Source organism: Paenibacillus aestuarii (genome assembly GCF_027789125.1).
Lineage (GTDB): Bacteria > Bacillota > Bacilli > Paenibacillales > NBRC-103111 > Paenibacillus_E > Paenibacillus_E aestuarii.
Genome location: NZ_JAQFVF010000023.1, coordinates 398,678 through 416,064 on the forward strand (window position 1 = coordinate 398,678; position 17,387 = coordinate 416,064).

Sequence of the window (17,387 nt, forward strand, 5' to 3'; positions counted from 1 at the left end):
CCTTCAGCAATTAAAAGGAGTTATATCCATAAGAAGTATTTTGATTAAATGCATTTGCAGACATTGTTTGATGCGTTGGCGTATTAGGGATTATATATCCAGATTGTGTCTGCCCAGATGTCCGGCTTGTTGTGCCGAAATCAAAGTTCTGGTTCATATTTCCTTTGTAATTCGCCGTGTGGAAGGCGTTCGGTGATACGATCGTTTGGTTGTAGACGCCGGATTGCGCAGAACTGCCGTAAGGGCTGAATTGCTGCTGCTGGGAAGCATATCCACCGGTTTGCGTCTGCGTCTGATTAGTATTGTAGTTATTCATCCCATAGCTGCTTGTTGTGCTAGTGCCAAAGCTTGGCGATATATTTTGATTTTGGTTTTGATTCTGATAGCCGCGATAATTAGCCATATGAAAGGACTCAGGGGAAACGTTTTGCTGCTGCATATGTTGCTGTACAGGTTGTGTTCGGTAATTTTGCGTTGTTTGAGACGCAGTATTTTGCCCATAATAGGACTGTACAATGCCTACCGGCTGATACTGTCTCTGGCTGCCCGTAAACTGATTATTATAGCTCTGAGTGCCTGTAGAATGCTGTGCATTGCCATACGTCGTCGAACCAAAGCTGCTGAAGTTTTTGTTATACATGTAGTTAAATCCTCCTCTGAGTTCTTTCGATGTGTAGCCCTGTCAAAGAGCCTTTTTTATTCTTTCCGCTGCACTTAATATTATTTACAAGGGGAGTTGGTGATCAGTGGTATTGCTGCCAAGAGTTTAGCAGGAAAGTTTTCGAATGGCGGTGCGAATAAATACTTTCTATACATAGAAGTTGACTAAGTAAAGCCGAATATGGCATAATTGCCCTTGTACCAAAATTTGCAAACGGAGTGAGGAGTGACGTTATGTCTTACGATGTCGTTATTATTGGAGCAGGACCTACCGGTTCCAGCGCAGCCTTGTTCACCGCAAAAGCAGGTAAGAAAACACTTGTCATCGACAGCGACCAAAGCGTAACCAAACGGGCTTGGATTGAGAACCATTACGGCGTAGATGCGATTAGCGGTCCGGATTTAGTGGAAATCGGCAAAAAACAAGCCGCCAAGTTTGGCGCTGAATTCGTGCAAGCCAAAGCTACGCAGCTGGAAAAAACCGATGCCGGCATTCGCGTCGTGACAGAAAATGGTTCCTACGAAGGCACTCACGTTATTCTGGGTACCGGCCTGTTCGCCGACTTGCTCGAAGCCTCAGGCATTCAAACGAAACCAGGCACTGAGCCCCGCATCAAAACGATTGCGGACGTCGATGCAGCAGGCCGTACCAATGTTGCAGGCGTATGGGCTGCCGGTACGATTGGCGGCGTTAGCATGCACACGATTATTACAGCCGGCGACGGCGCCCGCGTTGCCATTAATGTCATCAGCGAGCTGAATGGCGCGCGCTACGTGGATCACGATGTATTGAAAGCTTAATCAGCGAAATAAAAAAACCGCCCTGCACTTACATCCGTAAGCGCAGGGCGGTTTTTGCTTTTAGTTATTGCGCGGGTTCAAGACCGCGTCTTCGACTTTGATGCAGCGATCCATGATGACCTCGAGCCCCGCCTCGCTGGCGATGCGCGCTGCTTCGTCATTCACGATATCCAGCTGCAGCCAAAATACTTTGGCTTTGATCTTCGCGGCTTCTTCCGCAATCGGCACGACTTGATCAGCGCGTCGGAACACATTCACGATATCGACAGGCTCCGGAATATCTGTCAAGGACGCGTAGCTCTTTTCACCCAAAATTTCCGTTGCATTAGGGTTGACCGGAATGATGCGGTAGCCGCGGCTTTGCATCGCAGCAGCGACCATGTGCGAAGTGCGGTCCGGTTTGTCGGATAATCCGACGACAGCAATATTGCCTGCCCCCGCCAAAATTTCTTTAATGTGTTCACGGGATGGATTCTCAAATGCCATTGTCATGTCCTCCTCTATTCACATTCCTAACTTCAGGGCCATTACTTGTTCAAATAGGTCAAACCCTGTTTCCCCATCGCTTCCCAGCTTTGGATGAATTGCGCTTTGTTCACCTGGAACTGTTTCTTGCCGTTATACGGATCGTTCACATATACATTCTCTTCATCAAAACCGACTAACAGGACGGCATGCTCAGAAAATGAGGTTTGGATAGGGCCGACCGGCGTATCCCACGTCACCCATTTATATGGCATATTATAATCAATTGTCGTCCAAACCATGACAGGAATTCCGCTCGCCACTTGATCTTCGTACATCTCAAAGGATTCACCTGTCACATCAATCGCAGTCGGCACATAGCTCTTCAAGAGTGGAAACAGGCCGGCGTGATAAATACCGAAGCCTCTCCCCTTGCGGGTCACATCACCGACGAAACCGATGTTCGGATTGCCCCAGTACGCAGGCGTACCGTCCGCATTGAGCTTAATCGGTGTGTTATCGCGCGGCATTTCTTCCACAAGTTCCATCTTGCCCTTCTGAATGCCCTTGAACTGCAATAGCATCGTTAAGGTCGTAATCTCGCACCCAGCCGGCAGCTCAGGGAACTGTCTGATCGCGGGAGCATCCAACATCGCGCTAGTCTGCCTAGACTGTACCGGCAGCGATATTGGTGTAGGCGCGGCTATTGTCCCGGCGGCGGCTTTTGCAGCCTCGCGCATAACCGGACCGTTCGCGAACACGACCGGGTAGTTCCCGGTTGCCTTCCCATATAGTAAAACGGCAAAAACACTGCTGGCAAACACGAGTCCAGCGACGAGAAAAAAACCGAACGTCACCTTCAATCCTTGCCAAATAATCCTCATGTTGATTATCACCTGCTAGTCGTTGACGTGATGATCACTCGCTCACGAGTTCAACTTGAGCACCAATCGAGCGCAAATGATCAAAATATTGCGGGTAAGATTTCGCTACGTGATGGGCGTCTTTAATGATCAGCCCTTGTTTGGAGCGAAGACCGACGACCGTCAAGGCCATAATGACGCGGTGGTCATAATGCGCATTGATCTCTACGCCGCCTTCAACACCTTGCGGTTTGCCGTGCACGATAATTTCGCTCTGGCGCTCTTCGACATCGGCTCCGGCTTTACGCAGCTCATTCAAGTAATCTGTAATCCGGTCGCATTCTTTGTAACGCAAATTCTCGACATTATAGAAACGGGAAGTCCCTTCAGCAAATACGGCCGCCGCCACCATCGCCAGAACGGCATCGGTGAAATGGTCGCCGTCGAATTCGCCGGCTTTCAACTTTTGGTTACCGCGCACATGGACAACCCCGTTATCATGGGTCAAATCGACGCCCATGGCTCTGAGCACATCCACACAAGCACGCTCGCCTTGCTTGCTGTTCTCCTCCAAGCGGAGCACGCGAACATCGGAATCCGTAACTGCCGCTGCTGCCAAAATCGCAGCCGAGCCCGGATAGTCTCCCTGAATGACATATTCCTTCGCTTGATAGGATTGTCCGCCTGGAATCCGATAGTGCATCAAATCTTCGCTGGCATGCACGATAATCCCAGCTTGTCCAAGAACTTCCAGTGTTTGTCCAACGATGATTTTGGACTTCAGGTCATGCAGCACTTCAATTTCCGTGTCTTCTTCCAGAAGCGGCGTCATAAAGAGCAGTGAGCTCAAAAATTGCGAACTGACGTTGCCGGAAACGGTTAACTTACCGCCGTGGGGTTGTCCCCCTTTAATAGTTATCGGCAGACGGCCGTTAGAATGTTGTACTTCCACACCCATTTGCTGCAAAGTGTCAATTAAATCGTCATGCGGACGCTTACCGAGCGACTCGGGATATGTATTGACGAACGTCAAATCCGGGCAAAATGCCGCAATCGACATTAAGAAGCGCAAAACTGCGCCGGCATTGCCGACGTTAAGTTCGGAGATAGGCTTAGGATGCTTGCCGAAGCCGGTAATAACGATTTTCTCTTCGTCTTCCTCAATAACGGCTCCGAGATCGCGGACACAACGTCTCATTGCATCGCTATCTTCACTATGGGCAGGATAGTAGATCGTGCTTGTCCCTTCCGCCAATGCGCCGACCAGCAAATAACGAGTCGTGTAGTTTTTGGAAGATAAGGCATTGATTTCACCCTGCAGTCGGGCTGTTGGTTTGACAATAGCTTTCATCTGGACGATCTCTCCTTTGTACGCAATGCATCATTCTAATTATATGTAATAACTTATGAACGCTAATAAAATGTCACAGATATAGCTATAAGGCATATAAGCATACAATCCAATAGTTTTACAGTCAGTGTACCATATGGCTTACAGCTTGGGAATGTTTGCCGGTTAAGCCGTCGTGTTTCACACGCATATCGTTTGACATCAGGTTTAAAACTTTCTATCATTACTTACGTTGGGAACGATTCCCTCGCATATTGAAACAACCAGGAGGCTTTCACGTGGATACAATCTTACCATCGGAAATTAAAGAAAGACTGGGTCGCGGCGAGAAGCTGACGATCGTCGACGTTCGCGAGGACGAAGAAGTCGCCGCAGGCATGATCCCCGGTGCCAAGCATATCCCGCTCGGCCAGCTTCCGGAGCGGCATGAGGAAATCGCGAAAGCGGATGAAATCATCCTCGTCTGCCGCAGCGGCAACCGCAGCGGCCGGGCATTAGGTTACCTGGAATCGCTCGGGTACAAAGGTCTCAAAAATATGACAGGCGGCATGATGGAATGGGAGGACTAAGCGTTACGCTTGTCCTTCTTTTTGATTCAACCCTGTCCTGGCAATAATCTCCTCGACAATCTGCTCCACGGTCAACTCCGTTGTATCAATCGCCATCGTCGCGAAGTCATAGGCGGACTTCCGCGTTTCCATCAAGGCATGCACACGTTCCTCCAGATTGCCTTGCAAGAGCGGGCGACTCTGGTCACTGCTGACACGCGCAATGATCTTCTCCGGCGTCGCTTGCAGCGCGACGACACATCCGCTGCCAAGCATGCAGGTACGGTTGGTTTCGGCAAGCACCGCTCCCCCGCCGGTGGCCAGCACTTGTCCGCTCCCGGCCAAAATATCCGCAAGCGCTTGGCTCTCCAACTGCCGGAAGTGTGCTTCGCCATGCAAACGAAAAATTTCCGCAATTGACGTTTGCTCATTTTTCTCAATTTCGGCATCCGAGTCCAGGAAATTCCAGCCCAAGCGCTCAGCCAATAAACGCCCTACGGTAGATTTTCCCGTCCCCATGAAACCGACAAGCACGATATTGTTCGTAATCACAATGCTCCCCTTTTCCCTTTGGTGCTTCATACAAAACATTTCCCAACATCATACCACAAGCAAACAAGTCATGAATACAATCTGTTAAAAAAATCTTCATAATTCATCGTCAAACTTCGAGCAACTTTTTGTCCGGATCTTGTTATTCTTAAGAAGGCTCATTTCGTATCGAACAAGCTATTCTTTGAAAAAAACTGACACAATTTGCACACATCTTTCATGCTAATTTCAAAGAATAACCGAATAGGCTGTATAGAAAAACTTCTTAGGAGATGATATTCGTTGAGCATGAGCATCTTGTTTAACAAAAGAACAGTCTTAGTCAACTTTAATGGCGGTACGGATCACAGATTGCTTCCCGCACTGATAAACGCCTTACGCTACAACAGGTTGACCATGATTAATCTCATTCAGTCCATCGATCGAGTCGACTTATTTGCTTCTGAAGCCATTATTTATTCCATTGATGGAAATAAAGCGCGAGTACCTATTTTTTAGACAGCTTGCAATTGACACTAATCTTCCGCAATTACATATCCCCCTTGGTGGCAGACACGAATAGTTACGCGGATGAATAATAAATAAAATAACAAGCCGACACTAAAATTTTGGTGTCGTTTTTTTCTACTCAGTGATCGCTTTTATAATAGAAATTATTTTTTAAATATGGAATAAAATGTATAATAAATTCAGCAATTCAGTAAGCAGCTATGTGTAAAACCAAGCATAGACAGGAGACCGCAATTCAGCATATTATACTTCAAAAAAACATATAGTAGTGTGAATAAATTCCAGCATGAACAGCTAAAAATGGAACTATAGAACCTATGTCGACAAGGAGAGATGGACTTTGAACCACACTGTCGCCTATCCGAACCATACGAAAAGCAGGCTGGACCAAATCTTGCATCCCAACTATCCGCTTTGCAAAGATGACGTCATCTGGATTCTGGAATTTATTAAGAAAAAAGTGGCTGAAGAAGACCCCGGACTTCAAGGTCTTGCTCAACCACGCTTAATGAAAAATTTTCGATATTTTGCCGAAGTCGCGATGATGCTGCTTCACAAGCGGAGCGGCTTCGATCAAGAAGCCAGCCGCCTGAAAATGTGGCTTCAAGAAGCGGCATACGGCTTACAGGAGGATCGTTAAGCACGCCTTGCCATCAGCATGGGCCTGCTATTAATCCATCCAGTTGAAGTGGAATGTGCCTGCTTTGTCCACACGCTGGAATGTATGCGCACCGAAGTAGTCGCGTTGCGCTTGCAGCAGGTTAGCCGGCAATCTTTCCGTACGGTAGCTGTCGTAGTAAGCCAGCGCAGATGCAAAAGCTGGTACGGCCACACCGCGGGTAACCGCTTCAGCCACAACTTGTCTCCAAGCATTTTGATAGTTCTCAACAACGCCTTGGAAGTAAGAATCGAGCAGCAAGTTTCTGAGCTCTGGATTGCGGTCGTAAGCATCTTTGATGTTTTGCAGGAATCTAGCGCGAATGATGCAGCCTCCGCGGAAAATCATCGCGATATTGCCGTACTGCAGGTTCCAGTTGTACTCTTCAGAAGCAGCTCTCATTTGAGCGAAGCCTTGTGCATAAGAGCAAATTTTACTAGCATACAATGCTTGACGAACCGCTTCGATAAATGCTTTGCGATCGCCTGTATATGCTGGAGCAGCAGGCCCTTTGAGCACTTTGCTAGCCGCTACGCGCTCTTCCTTCATCGCCGAGATGAAACGGGAGAACACGGATTCTGTAATGATGGAAAGCGGTACGCCAAGATCCAAAGAGCTTTGGCTGGTCCATTTTCCTGTTCCCTTTTGTCCTGCCGAATCCAGAATAACATCGACCATCGGCTTGCCGGTTTCAGGGTCATATTTAGTGAAGATATCTCTTGTGATCTCGATCAGGTAGCTGTCGAGCTCGCCGTTATTCCATTCTGTGAAGATTTCGTGCAGCTCTTCTGTGCTTACGTTCAGCACATCTTTGAGCAATTGATATGCTTCGCAAATCAGCTGCATGTCACCGTACTCGATGCCGTTATGCACCATTTTCACATAGTGGCCAGCACCGTCTGGTCCGATGTATGTGCAGCAAGGATCGCCGTTTACTTTTGCAGAGATCGCTGTAAGGATCGGCTCCACCAATTTGTACGCGTCCTCTTGTCCGCCTGGCATAATAGATGGGCCTTTCAAAGCGCCTTCTTCACCGCCGGATACGCCTGTACCGACGAAACGGATGCCATGCGCTTCAAGATCTTTATTGCGGCGCTGTGTGTCCGGGAAGAACGCGTTGCCGCCATCGATCAAAATGTCACCTTTGTCAAGGTGAGGCAGCAATTGGTTGATCGTATCGTCCGTAGGACCGCCCGCTTTAACCATGATCAAAATTTTGCGTGGAACTTCCAAAGATTGTACGAATTCCTCTACGCTGTATGTACCAACCAGATTTTTGTCAGGGGCTTCCGCAAGAAGCTCCTTCGTTTTTTCTGGAGAACGGTTGAACACCGATACGCTGAACCCTCTGCTTTCAATGTTCAGGGCCAGGTTTTTACCCATAACCGCAAGTCCGACGACACCAATTTGTTGTTTAGACATCTCTCTCATACACCCTTCCGATAAATAGGTAGAATCATTCGTGTGTTTAGCTCACGCAGGAAACGTTAGATCGTCATGGCTCCAAAACCGCCGTCAACCCGAATCACGGAACCCGTCACAAAGCTGGAAGCTTGCTCGGACGCCAAGAATACCGCTGCTCCTTGCAGCTCAGCAGCTTCGCCGAAGCGGTTCATCGGCGTATGGCGCATGATGGATTCAATGCGTTCTGGGGACAAAATTTTCCGGTTTTGCTCAGCTGGGAAGAAACCAGGAATGATCGCGTTCACGCGCACACGGCTAGGAGCAAATTCGCGAGCCAAGTTTTGCGTAATATTGTTAACAGCTGCCTTGGATGCCGAGTATGTAAATACGCGGGAAAGAGGTGGATCCGAAGAAACGGACGAAATGTTAATAATGCTTCCGCCTTCGCCACGCTCGACCATATATTTCCCAAATACTTGGCAAGCTAACACGACGCTTTTCAAATTCACTTCCATTATAGAATCCCATTCTTCCATGGAAATGTCAAAGAAAGGCGTTGCGCTATTTTTACCCGGACAATTCATCAAAATATCTACGCTGCCCGACCATGCCAGCACATCTTTCAACAGAAGCTCCAAATCCTCACGGCTGGTGGCATCTGCTTGGAAGCATTTCGCTTCGCCGCCTGCCGCTTCAATGCTCTGGCGCACTTGCTCGCTTTTCTCTTGGTTACGGCCGACGACCGCGACTTTAGCGCCATGGCCGCCCATGGCTACCGCCATCGACCCGCCTAATGTGCTGTTACCGCCAATAATGACGGCTGTTTTGCCTGAAAGATCAAATAAGTTCATCTTTCTCATCCCTTCATTTATGTTTGAGGGCTCTGAAGGTGCTGCTGTTGAAAGGCGGTAATAGCATCGAATTGATCTTGTAACTGATGATATACGCTTGTATAAATAGATGTCAATTGCTGATAGATGCGATATTCACTTTCAACGACCTCATGAGCCTTGCCTACCTGAATCCAATTATGCGCATAGCTTAAATCCTCAATCTCGCCCATAGCCAGCAGACCCAGCAGTGCAGCGCCGATCCCCGAGCTCTCGATCGAGTCTGGTACGGTTACTTCCGTGCCGATCATATTCGCCATCATTTGACGCCAAAATTCGCTTCTGGCGAAACCGCCGGAGGCCCGAATCACAGAAGGGCGACCCATCATTCGCTCCAGCGAGGTGGAAACAGCATGGATGGAGAACATGACGCCTTCGAGTGCGGCGCGAACCATATGCTTCTTCTGATGGCTCAGCGACAGTCCGAAGTAGACGCCGCGGGCATTCGCGTTCCAGTATGGTGCACGCTCACCGGACAGCAGCGGCAGGAAGAGCAGCCCGTCCGAGCCAGCCGGAACCTGCGAGGCCAGCTCCGTCAAGTAATCGTACGGATCGATGCCTTGGCGGCGCGCTTCCTCTGCCTCGAGCGTTGCGATCTGGTCGCGTACCCAACGGAACACGATGCCGCCGTTGTTGATCGGTCCGCCGACGACCCAGAAATCTTCGGTAAGCGCATAGCAGAACAGCTTTCCGTCCGGATCCGTCTGCGGCTTGGACACAACGCTGCGCACAGCGCCGCTAGTCCCGATGGTGACTGCCACCACGCCAGGATCGAATGCGCCTACGCCAAGATTGGCGAGCACACCGTCGGAGGCCCCGACGATGAAGGGCGTGTCCGCGGCAAGCCCCATCGCAGCAGCGTGCTCGGCTTGGAGGCCTTCGACGCGATGCGTTGTCGGCACCAGCTCAGAGAGCTGATCAGCTTTAACGCCAGTCAGATGAAGCGCCTCCTCATCCCAGTCCATGGTCAGGAAGTTGAACATGCCTGTCGCGCTGGCCAGCGAGTGATCGATCATATAGCGGCCAAACAGCTTGGCAAACACAAATTCCTTGATGCCAATGAATTTATAGGTTTGGCTGACGAGCTCCGGCATCTGATCCCGGAACCACATCAGCTTAAGCAGCGGCGACATCGGATGAATCGGCGTCCCTGTGCGGGAATAAATCTGCTGTCCCAAGCCGCTTTGCTTCAGCTTATCCGCATAGCTCGCGCTGCGGTTATCAGCCCACGTGATGCACTGCGTAAGCGGGTTGCCGTCGCGATCAACTGCGATCAAGCTGTGCATCGCCGAGCTGAACGAGACGCAGAGCACCTCTTCAGCGCTGATGCCGAGCTTGCGGACAACGGCTCCGATGCCTTGCACAACCGCGTCAAAAATTTGCAGCGGATCCTGCTCGGCACGGTCGGGAGCCGGTGTAAACAGCGGATATTCAATGGAGTGCGAAGCCTGAACGCGCCCTTGGCGATCGATCAGCAGCGTTTTGGTACTGGTCGTGCCGATATCCGCCGCTAACACATAAGGTTTAGTGGCTTTGAGGTCTGTCATGAACAATGTTCCCTTCTGCGTCAAATGTCAGGTCAAAAGGCTCCGTCAAAATCTCAATATCCGCATGCTGACGCGCAGCCTCCAGCAAGTTCACCGAAATTTCGATTTCGCCCAGGTGCAGTGTATCCTGAATGCGCACGAGCTTACAGGTCGTATAATCCAGAATATTGCACGTTTTCACCGCAGCTTTGATGGCATAAAAATCGTTCTCCAGCGTTGTCGCGAGCTTGGTCGGCGCACATACTGTCGATGTCAAGCCGTTCGCGTAAGTGGCTTCCAGGTTCGTCTTGTCAACCAACCGCTGTGTTGTAAAATCCGCCGTACCTACGCCGTTAGCATTCCCCTTTGTCTCCGGCGTCAAGTCGAGCACGACCATTTTGGACACTTCCGGTCCGCCGTGTGCATAAGGAGTCGGGTAACGTCCTGTCACGTTCGGATCCATGCCGTCGCCGCTAATGTTTTTACCGATATAGTCAATGACCAGAACGTCAATCTCATCGAACAAAATTTTGGGCAGTCGGGACTTCGCTTCGACCAGCAGCTCTTCTTCGCGCGCTTCGATCTCCGCCGCCGGCAGCACTTCAATGCGGCACGTTTCATCATACGCATTCTCCACGATCGCAACGCCGAACACAATCGGCAGCTTTTCGATCATGATGCTGGCCATGGCTGGCACATTTTCCGCCATATATTTAAAACCGAGCTGGTGGCACGCTTCAGCGCCTTTTTGCTTGCCCAGACCGATCGCGATCATTTTCATGATCCCGCTCTCAATGCGTCCGCGAAACGCTGTATGCGGCTTCACGCGGTTAATGACGACGATGGCGTCAGCTTGCGAAGCGATTTTGTCCACGTACACGGGCAGGCCGTTAGGCAGCTGATCGATCTGCACGACCTCCATCGACGAGCGGATCGGAGCGCCCATCGTTGCTTCTGTAATGCCGAAGTGGCTCAGCACTTCCGCTTGCCCTTCCGCCGTCGCCCCGCCATGGCTGCCCATACAAGGGACGATGAACGGATGCGCGCCGCGGGCTTTGATCGCGTCCAGCGTCGTTTTGGTCAGGCCGTCGATATTCGCAATCCCCCGGCTGCCTACGGCAACAGCGACTTGCTGGCCGGGCAAAATGCTGTCCATTGCGCTGCTGGCGGCCAATTTGGCTTGCAGCTCCTGTTCCGGATGCTCGAGGCGTGTACGGTCGAACTTCTGGCGAATACGCACCATTTGCGGAATTGGAATATCTTTCAGTAACTCTCTTAGAATGCTCATTGTTTGAACCTCCCGTGGTTAAGTCAGCTTCTGTACGGATTCCCGTATGATGAGTTCTGTCTTGATGCGTACTTGCTCTGTCTGATGCTGTTTGTTTTCTATATTGCCAAGAAGGCGCATGGCGCCGACTTTGCTGATTTGTTCAATAGGCCTCCGGACGGTTGTGAGCGCCGGATTCACATAGGCGGCAAAAACGGTATCATCAAAGCCGATGACCGAAATATCGCGCGGCACCTGCATGCCGGCTTCGGAGATCGCTTTCATAGCACCGAGCGCCATTTCGTCGTTGCAGGAAAATACGGCAGTCGGCCTCATGCTCGTGGGCAGCTGCAAAAATTGCCGCATCGCCAAGTAGCCGCTCTCCAGGTCATAGAGGCCCGGGTAACGAGATCCCGGCTTGACGTCCACGTTATGGTGCTTCATCGCCCGCTCGAAACCGTTCTTTCTGTCCTGTGCCGATTGAAAACCGGCGCGGCCTTCGATGAGCGCGATCTGGCGATGCCCTTGTTCGATCAAAAAGGAGGCTGCATGGAACGCGCCCTGCTCTTCGTCCGAAAGCACGTTCAGGACGCCGGCCGTTTCCACAGGCCGGTTCAAAACGACGAGCGGAATGCCTTTCGCTGCCGCGTGTTCAATGAACGGCTGGTCCTCTTCGCTCTGGCTGACGACGATGATGCCGTCGAAGCTTTTGCGTGTGATGCCGTGGAAGCTGGTATAGTCGTCAATCCCTTTGACGATAAGTTGATAGCGGTCCTGAATCACACTGTTAACGCCGCGAATGGCTTCATAGAAGAAGCCGGCTGATGTTCCTTGGCTTAGTGTGGTAAAGAATAGACCTAAGTTATACGAACGATCCAGCACAAGACTCTTCGCGCTGAAATTCGGAGAATAATCGAGTTCTGCTGCGATTGTGCGAATGCGTTCCTTCGTCTCCTCCGTAATCAAGGGACTGTCATTAAGCGCTCTGGATACGGTGGTGTGCGAGACGCCAGCCAATCGTGCGATATCTTTTATGGTAACGCTCATACATTCACCTCTAAAGCAAGAATATCACTTTATGCACACGTTAACAATAGTGACTTTGATAAAAAATGGAGGCCTGCCCTCCGTCATATCAGATTGACGGGGGCAGGCCTTTGTGGAGGCGCGCTGATGTTATTTACTTGGTGGCGCGAGCAGCGTGGAAATCCCGCTGCTGGCCGGATCAAGGGGCATCGCTGGACACGCCGTTACCTGCGAGGCGGCGCGAGCAGCCGGGCTCCTTGCCTCACTTAAAAAAGTTCGGCAAATACGGCTTATTCTGCTCCAGCATCTCTTCCAGCATCGGCTTTGCGATGCCGACAGATGGCACAAGTGGGTGGTGCACCAACGCTTGCAGCGCCAAATCCCGGCTGCCCTGCACCGCCGCCTCGATCGTCAAGCGCTCGTAGGTTTTGACCGCGTGCATAAGCCCTTTGATATGCTCCGGCACCTTCGTCAAAGCGACCGGGATCGGTCCCTGCGCCGTCACAATGCAGTTCACTTCAATGCACGCATCTTGCGGCAGAAAATCGATAATATTGCCATTCATGACATTCAACGTCTGAACATCCCGTTTGTCGTTATACAAAGAATCCATCAGATTCACAGCCGCCTCTGAGTAGTAAGCTCCGCCCCGTTTTTCCAGCTGCTTCGGCTTCTCCTGCAGATTCGGATCTTTATACAATTCAAACAGCTCGTCTTCCACCCGTTTGACGACTTCGGCGCGCGTGCCGCTTTCCTTCATCGATGCCAATTGCTCCTGCACCATAACATCAGTCATATAAAAATATTTCAAATAATACGACGGCAGCGCCTGCAGCGAGCGTAAGAAATCAGCATCCCATTCGCTGGCCGGGACGTTCTTGCCGCTATATTCTTCCCTACGGTCCAGCAGCTCGGGAAGTTTATCTTCGCCGCCGATCTCAGCCCGCGTGACCCAATGAAGGTGATTGATCCCGACGAATTCCGTATATATTTGCTCGGCGGGAACGCTGTATTTCTTCATCAGCCATTTTTGCATGCCGATCGGGGCGTTGCAGAGACCAATGCTTTTCACTTTGCCATATTTATGTATCGCTTCCGTCACCATGCCCGCAGGATTCGTAAAATTCAACAGCCACGCATTCGGCGCCAACTCCTCGATGTCTTTGCATATATCCAGCAGCACAGGAATCGTCCGCAGCGCCTTCATCATACCACCTGGTCCCGTCGTCTCCTGACCAATTACGCCGTATTTATTAGGAATGTGCTCATCCCACTTGCGGGCTTCTAGGAGTCCAACGCGCAATTGGGTGGACACAAAATCAGCACCTTCAATCGCTTTGCGGCGGTCCAGCGTCAAATGAACGTCAATCGGCAGGCCAGATTTCTCGATCATTCGTTTAGCCAAATTACCCACAATTTCCAGTTTATGCTTACCCGCTTCCACATCAACAAACCAAAGCTCTTTTACAGGCAGCTGTGCATATCTCAAAATAAAGCCTTCTACGATTTCCGGCGTGTAGGAAGAACCTCCGCCAATGATTGCAATTTTCAATGCGCCTCTCATCGCTTACACATCCTCATCCTTTAGATTTGGTGATAATCAGATATCTGTCTCAAATTTTCGTAAGCTGCTTCCGTCACCTGCTGACCTGCGGCCTCCATCGCTAACCAAACGGCACCGACTACGGGCTCCACGTTCAACTTCACGATCTTGGCCAAAGGCGCTGCCTCCAAGACTGCCTGATCGATATAATGTTGAACAAAAGGGCCATCGCCTCTAGAGACAATGCTGCCTGCCAGAACGACATCAAATGTTTCCTGCTCCATGTGCAAACGGCGAATCACGGCGGTCGCGGCTTTCCCGAGTTCTTCGCCCTGAATTCTTAGAATCCGGCATGCCACCTCATCGCCTTGCTCAGCGGCTTGAAAGAGCAGCTTCGCCGTATGCAGCGGCACGCGCTTGTTATGATCCATGAAATCGTCGAACATCTCCTGCACACTGCGATAGTTCAACTCTTTCAACAGCAGTTCCGTCAGCAATGTCGGCTGCTCCCTGCCGTCCCAAGCCCGGATGACCGAGCGAAAGGCTTCCACCGCCAAGGTGCCGCCCCCGCCGAAATCCCCGAATTGGTACGTAAAGCCGCCGCATTGGTAAAACTCGCCCTGCCGGTTGCGGCCTGCACTGTTCGTACCCGTACCGCAAATCAACACGACGCCGAACGGCTGCGTCGTTCCTGCGCGCAGGGCAATCATCGTATCGCAATCGATGGCATGCCGCACAAAACCGAGCTCGGCGATCATCGGCCGAAGCACCGTGTAATCAATCGGCCGGTCTGCGCCCGCCAAGCCGAAAAAAGCAAAAGCAATCTCCTCGCGTGTAAGCCCCGCTTGCTGCAAAGCCATTTCCACCGAGCTCGTTATATTCGCTCGCGCCCGCTCTACGCCGGTTTGGTGGTTACCGTTGCCAGCCTCCCCTTTGCCGATGATCTTCCCTAGCTCATCCGTAATGAGCGTATACGTTTTACTGCCGCCTGCATCCACACCCAGATAATAGTTCATATCCCCAGCTCTCCTCGCAGTTCCCTGATGATTATTCTTTACTCCTTGTCGATTCCCGGATGATGAGCTCCGGCTCCAGTACAACGGTCGCATTGCGCTTGGTTTCCCCATCGATCCGTTTCAGCAGCATTTCAACGGCATGCTTGCCCATCTGCTCCGCAGGCTGCCTAACGGTTGTTAGCATAGGGCGAAACTCCGATGAATAGATCTGATCATCAAAGCCGACGATTGATAAATCGCGCGGTACTTGGAATCCGTGATTTTTGTACGCGTCGATCACACCGAATGCCGTCAAATCATCCGCAGCAAACACCGCGCTTGGTCTTCGCCCTGCTTGCATCCACCGGCTTACTGCCTGATACCCCGACGTGATGCTGAAATCGCCCTCCTCGATCCACGACGGATCTAATCCCGCTTCCTGCATGGCCATCACAAACCCGCGCTCCCGCTCAATGCTGCTCAGAAACAAATTGCGCCCACGGATATGCGCGATCTCCGTATGACCAAGCTCAATCAGATGCTTCGTCGCCTCATATCCGCCTTTAAAATTGTCGACTAGGACAGAAGAGACGGAGGCGTGAACGTGTTGATTATCCAGCAAAATGAAGGGCAGTTTCTTCTTTTTCAACTCCATTACGACTGAGTCTTCGTGAACCGGAGAAAGCAGAATTACCCCGTCCACCCGGTCCTCCTGAAACAACGATTGCTCGAACGACGAGAACACCTCCGGCGAAATGGCTAAAGCCAAAAAGTAGCCTCGCGCCGTCAGTCGTTCATTGATCTCTTTAACGACAGCATCCATGAACGAATCGTGCAGCGTCGTAATCGCCAGACCGATAATCCCAGTCTTACCCCGGGCCAGGCTTCGCGCAGCGGCGTTCGGCCGGTAGTCCAGCTCTTTCATCGCTTGCAGTACCTTTTGCCGGTTCTTTTCTCGTACCGTGCCCGCCTGGTTAATAACGCGCGATACGGTGACGACCGAAAGCCCGCTTTTCTTTGCGACATCAAATATACTTACTTTCATCAAGCTGCAACTCCCGTGCGCCGTGCGCATAAATGTTTAACCGCTTTAACTTTTGCTTCAAAAAAATATTTCCATACTCGAATCAAAGTCTAAATTTGCAAAAATCATTTATAAAAGTTAAAGCACTTTAACTTTCTACCCCAGTCATTATAACCGAAGCCCCACAGATGCACAAGCGCTTAATACACAAAAGAGAGACCGTATCTGGATACGTCTCTCTCGTTAAAACATAAGTATAATCATCTCACATCTCCAATAACAGCATCTCTTGTCTCATCTCAGCCAGCTTCAGCTTGCTTTCCATCGCCGCCCGTTGATCCCCGGCTGCTATGGCATCATGGAGGGTTGCTAATTCATAATCGAGTTCCATGCGTAAAATCGGTATGCGTTCGTCTGTCCGCTTGGATCTAAGCGCTTGCATCACTTCTTCTACTGTCACGGCAGGCTCCTTCTGATACAGCACTTTATGCTCGATGCCGCTGATTTCCACCATGCGGATGATTTCACCGAACATAATATTCTCGATGAGAATTTGCCGATCTTTAAACCTCTTTACAACTGCATGTCCGCGGGTGTCGCCAATCAATTTCTCCATCATTTCAGCCAGCTTCTCGTCCTTGAAAGAATAGTTGCCGACGATTTTATATTTCTCACCAATTCGTTCGAACTTCAGCTTGATCAGCTTGCGTCCGGTCCGAATCGAAATGATGAATTGTTGCTCACTTTCGTTCCAGTACAAAGAATAACCTTCCTGAATAAGTGCTTTGATGAAATTCCGGATTAGCCGACGATCAAATCGTAGTTCTAGGTTGCAGTATTCCACTTCGTGACTTTTACTCACGGCAATCCCCTCCATATCGAATCAGTTACATTGTTTAAATATTCAGACAACTTATCCTCTTACCCTTATCTTATTATGAATTCTATGTTTTAGCAACTTGGATTATTGACATTTTTTTAAGCAAATGAGCACAAAAATATAAATGCCTGTTTGAACGCGCGGCGCCTATTTTGCTGGGTTAAGGACAGAAGCACAATCATTCGCCGCTTGCCTTTTCGCCCATTCCTAAAAGCGGAACCAGCCATATGCTATCTCGTAACTGAATAGTTCAATACGAAAGGGTGAACGGGAATGAGCTATGGAGCAGGTGTAGGTTGTGGATATGGTGTTGGCTCTTCGACAGCAGCTATTTTGGTTCTTTTCATTTTGTTGGTTATCATTACCAGCGCTTTCGTTATCTAACCAAATAAAAAAGGGCTGACCTGTGCGAGCAGGCAGCCCT

At 50.4% G+C, this 17,387-nt stretch carries 20 protein-coding genes; 6 read left to right on the forward strand and 14 right to left on the reverse strand.

Annotated features, from left to right (window positions below):
* Window positions 1-10 precede the first annotated feature (10 nt).
* Entirely contained in the window at window positions 11-640 is a 630-nt protein-coding gene (locus O9139_RS10485; protein WP_270879409.1) for a hypothetical protein, read from the reverse strand.
* Between the two features lie 254 nt (window positions 641-894).
* Between O9139_RS10485 and O9139_RS10490 the strand changes: the two genes are divergently transcribed.
* Entirely contained in the window at window positions 895-1,461 is a 567-nt protein-coding gene (locus tag O9139_RS10490; protein WP_270879410.1) for an NAD(P)/FAD-dependent oxidoreductase, read from the forward strand.
* A 60-nt stretch (window positions 1,462-1,521) separates the two neighbouring features.
* Here O9139_RS10490 and O9139_RS10495 read toward each other — a convergent pair whose 3' ends face one another.
* From O9139_RS10495 to aroA, 3 genes are read right to left on the reverse strand one after another with little or no spacing between them, the layout of a single operon-like run.
* Window positions 1,522-1,947: a CoA-binding protein gene (locus tag O9139_RS10495; RefSeq protein ID WP_270879411.1), complete on the reverse strand. Its 426-nt coding sequence runs from the start codon at window positions 1,945-1,947 to the stop codon at window positions 1,522-1,524.
* A 41-nt stretch (window positions 1,948-1,988) separates the two neighbouring features.
* Entirely contained in the window at window positions 1,989-2,810 is an 822-nt protein-coding gene (locus O9139_RS10500; protein ID WP_270879412.1) for a C39 family peptidase, read from the reverse strand.
* Window positions 2,811-2,844: 34 nt separating this feature from the next.
* The gene (gene aroA, locus O9139_RS10505) at window positions 2,845-4,140 is read right to left on the reverse strand and encodes a 3-phosphoshikimate 1-carboxyvinyltransferase (protein ID WP_270879413.1); all 1,296 of its coding nucleotides are present in this window, start codon (window positions 4,138-4,140) and stop codon (window positions 2,845-2,847) included.
* A 278-nt stretch (window positions 4,141-4,418) separates the two neighbouring features.
* On the opposite strand from aroA, the gene O9139_RS10510 reads away from it, so the two are divergent.
* Window positions 4,419-4,709, forward strand: a complete 291-nt coding sequence (locus O9139_RS10510) for a rhodanese-like domain-containing protein (RefSeq protein WP_270879414.1) — start codon at window positions 4,419-4,421, stop codon at window positions 4,707-4,709.
* 3 nt (window positions 4,710-4,712) lie between these two features.
* On the opposite strand, the gene O9139_RS10515 is transcribed toward O9139_RS10510, so the two are convergent.
* Window positions 4,713-5,240 carry a shikimate kinase gene (locus tag O9139_RS10515; protein ID WP_270879415.1) on the reverse strand — a complete coding sequence of 176 codons (528 nt, stop codon included), beginning with the start codon at window positions 5,238-5,240 and terminating at the stop codon, window positions 4,713-4,715.
* A 282-nt stretch (window positions 5,241-5,522) separates the two neighbouring features.
* On the opposite strand from O9139_RS10515, the gene O9139_RS10520 reads away from it, so the two are divergent.
* Together O9139_RS10520 and O9139_RS10525 are read left to right on the forward strand one after the other, a co-directional pair.
* Window positions 5,523-5,738 carry a hypothetical protein gene (locus tag O9139_RS10520; RefSeq protein ID WP_270879416.1) on the forward strand — a complete coding sequence of 72 codons (216 nt, stop codon included), beginning with the start codon at window positions 5,523-5,525 and terminating at the stop codon, window positions 5,736-5,738.
* Between the two features lie 352 nt (window positions 5,739-6,090).
* A complete protein-coding gene (locus tag O9139_RS10525) occupies window positions 6,091-6,390 on the forward strand; it encodes a hypothetical protein (protein ID WP_270879417.1) in 300 nt (99 codons plus the stop codon).
* A 30-nt stretch (window positions 6,391-6,420) separates the two neighbouring features.
* On the opposite strand, the gene gndA is transcribed toward O9139_RS10525, so the two are convergent.
* The 5 genes from gndA to O9139_RS10550 all read right to left on the reverse strand — a co-directional run bounded on the left by gndA (window position 6,421) and on the right by O9139_RS10550 (window position 12,542).
* The gene (gndA, locus tag O9139_RS10530) at window positions 6,421-7,830 is read right to left on the reverse strand and encodes an NADP-dependent phosphogluconate dehydrogenase (RefSeq protein ID WP_270879418.1); all 1,410 of its coding nucleotides are present in this window, start codon (window positions 7,828-7,830) and stop codon (window positions 6,421-6,423) included.
* Between the two features lie 65 nt (window positions 7,831-7,895).
* On the reverse strand, window positions 7,896-8,663 hold the full coding sequence (locus O9139_RS10535; protein ID WP_270879419.1) for an SDR family oxidoreductase: 768 nt from the start codon (window positions 8,661-8,663) through the stop codon (window positions 7,896-7,898).
* A 17-nt stretch (window positions 8,664-8,680) separates the two neighbouring features.
* A complete protein-coding gene (gntK, locus tag O9139_RS10540) occupies window positions 8,681-10,249 on the reverse strand; it encodes a gluconokinase (RefSeq protein WP_270879420.1) in 1,569 nt (522 codons plus the stop codon).
* Entirely contained in the window at window positions 10,227-11,516 is a 1,290-nt protein-coding gene (locus O9139_RS10545) for a nickel pincer cofactor-dependent isomerase, group 22 (RefSeq protein WP_270879421.1), read from the reverse strand. The genes gntK and O9139_RS10545 overlap by 23 nt, the downstream gene beginning before the upstream one ends.
* An 18-nt stretch (window positions 11,517-11,534) precedes the next feature.
* A complete protein-coding gene (locus O9139_RS10550) occupies window positions 11,535-12,542 on the reverse strand; it encodes a LacI family DNA-binding transcriptional regulator (RefSeq protein ID WP_270879422.1) in 1,008 nt (335 codons plus the stop codon).
* A 126-nt stretch (window positions 12,543-12,668) separates the two neighbouring features.
* Between O9139_RS10550 and O9139_RS10555 the strand changes: the two genes are divergently transcribed.
* Window positions 12,669-12,791 carry a hypothetical protein gene (locus O9139_RS10555; protein ID WP_270879423.1) on the forward strand — a complete coding sequence of 41 codons (123 nt, stop codon included), beginning with the start codon at window positions 12,669-12,671 and terminating at the stop codon, window positions 12,789-12,791.
* On the opposite strand, the gene O9139_RS10560 is transcribed toward O9139_RS10555, so the two are convergent.
* The 4 genes from O9139_RS10560 to O9139_RS10575 all read right to left on the reverse strand — a co-directional run bounded on the left by O9139_RS10560 (window position 12,784) and on the right by O9139_RS10575 (window position 16,945).
* Entirely contained in the window at window positions 12,784-14,085 is a 1,302-nt protein-coding gene (locus tag O9139_RS10560; protein WP_270879424.1) for a 6-phospho-beta-glucosidase, read from the reverse strand. The genes O9139_RS10555 and O9139_RS10560 overlap by 8 nt on opposite strands.
* A 20-nt stretch (window positions 14,086-14,105) precedes the next feature.
* Window positions 14,106-15,080 (reverse strand): N-acetylglucosamine kinase, encoded by a 975-nt coding sequence (locus O9139_RS10565; protein ID WP_270879425.1) that lies wholly within the window; start codon window positions 15,078-15,080, stop codon window positions 14,106-14,108.
* A 31-nt stretch (window positions 15,081-15,111) separates the two neighbouring features.
* Window positions 15,112-16,104 (reverse strand): LacI family DNA-binding transcriptional regulator, encoded by a 993-nt coding sequence (locus O9139_RS10570; RefSeq protein WP_270879426.1) that lies wholly within the window; start codon window positions 16,102-16,104, stop codon window positions 15,112-15,114.
* A 244-nt stretch (window positions 16,105-16,348) separates the two neighbouring features.
* Window positions 16,349-16,945 carry a hypothetical protein gene (locus O9139_RS10575; RefSeq protein ID WP_270879427.1) on the reverse strand — a complete coding sequence of 199 codons (597 nt, stop codon included), beginning with the start codon at window positions 16,943-16,945 and terminating at the stop codon, window positions 16,349-16,351.
* Between the two features lie 291 nt (window positions 16,946-17,236).
* On the opposite strand from O9139_RS10575, the gene O9139_RS10580 reads away from it, so the two are divergent.
* Entirely contained in the window at window positions 17,237-17,347 is a 111-nt protein-coding gene (locus O9139_RS10580; RefSeq protein WP_270879428.1) for a YjcZ family sporulation protein, read from the forward strand.
* Window positions 17,348-17,387: the final 40 nt, after the last annotated feature.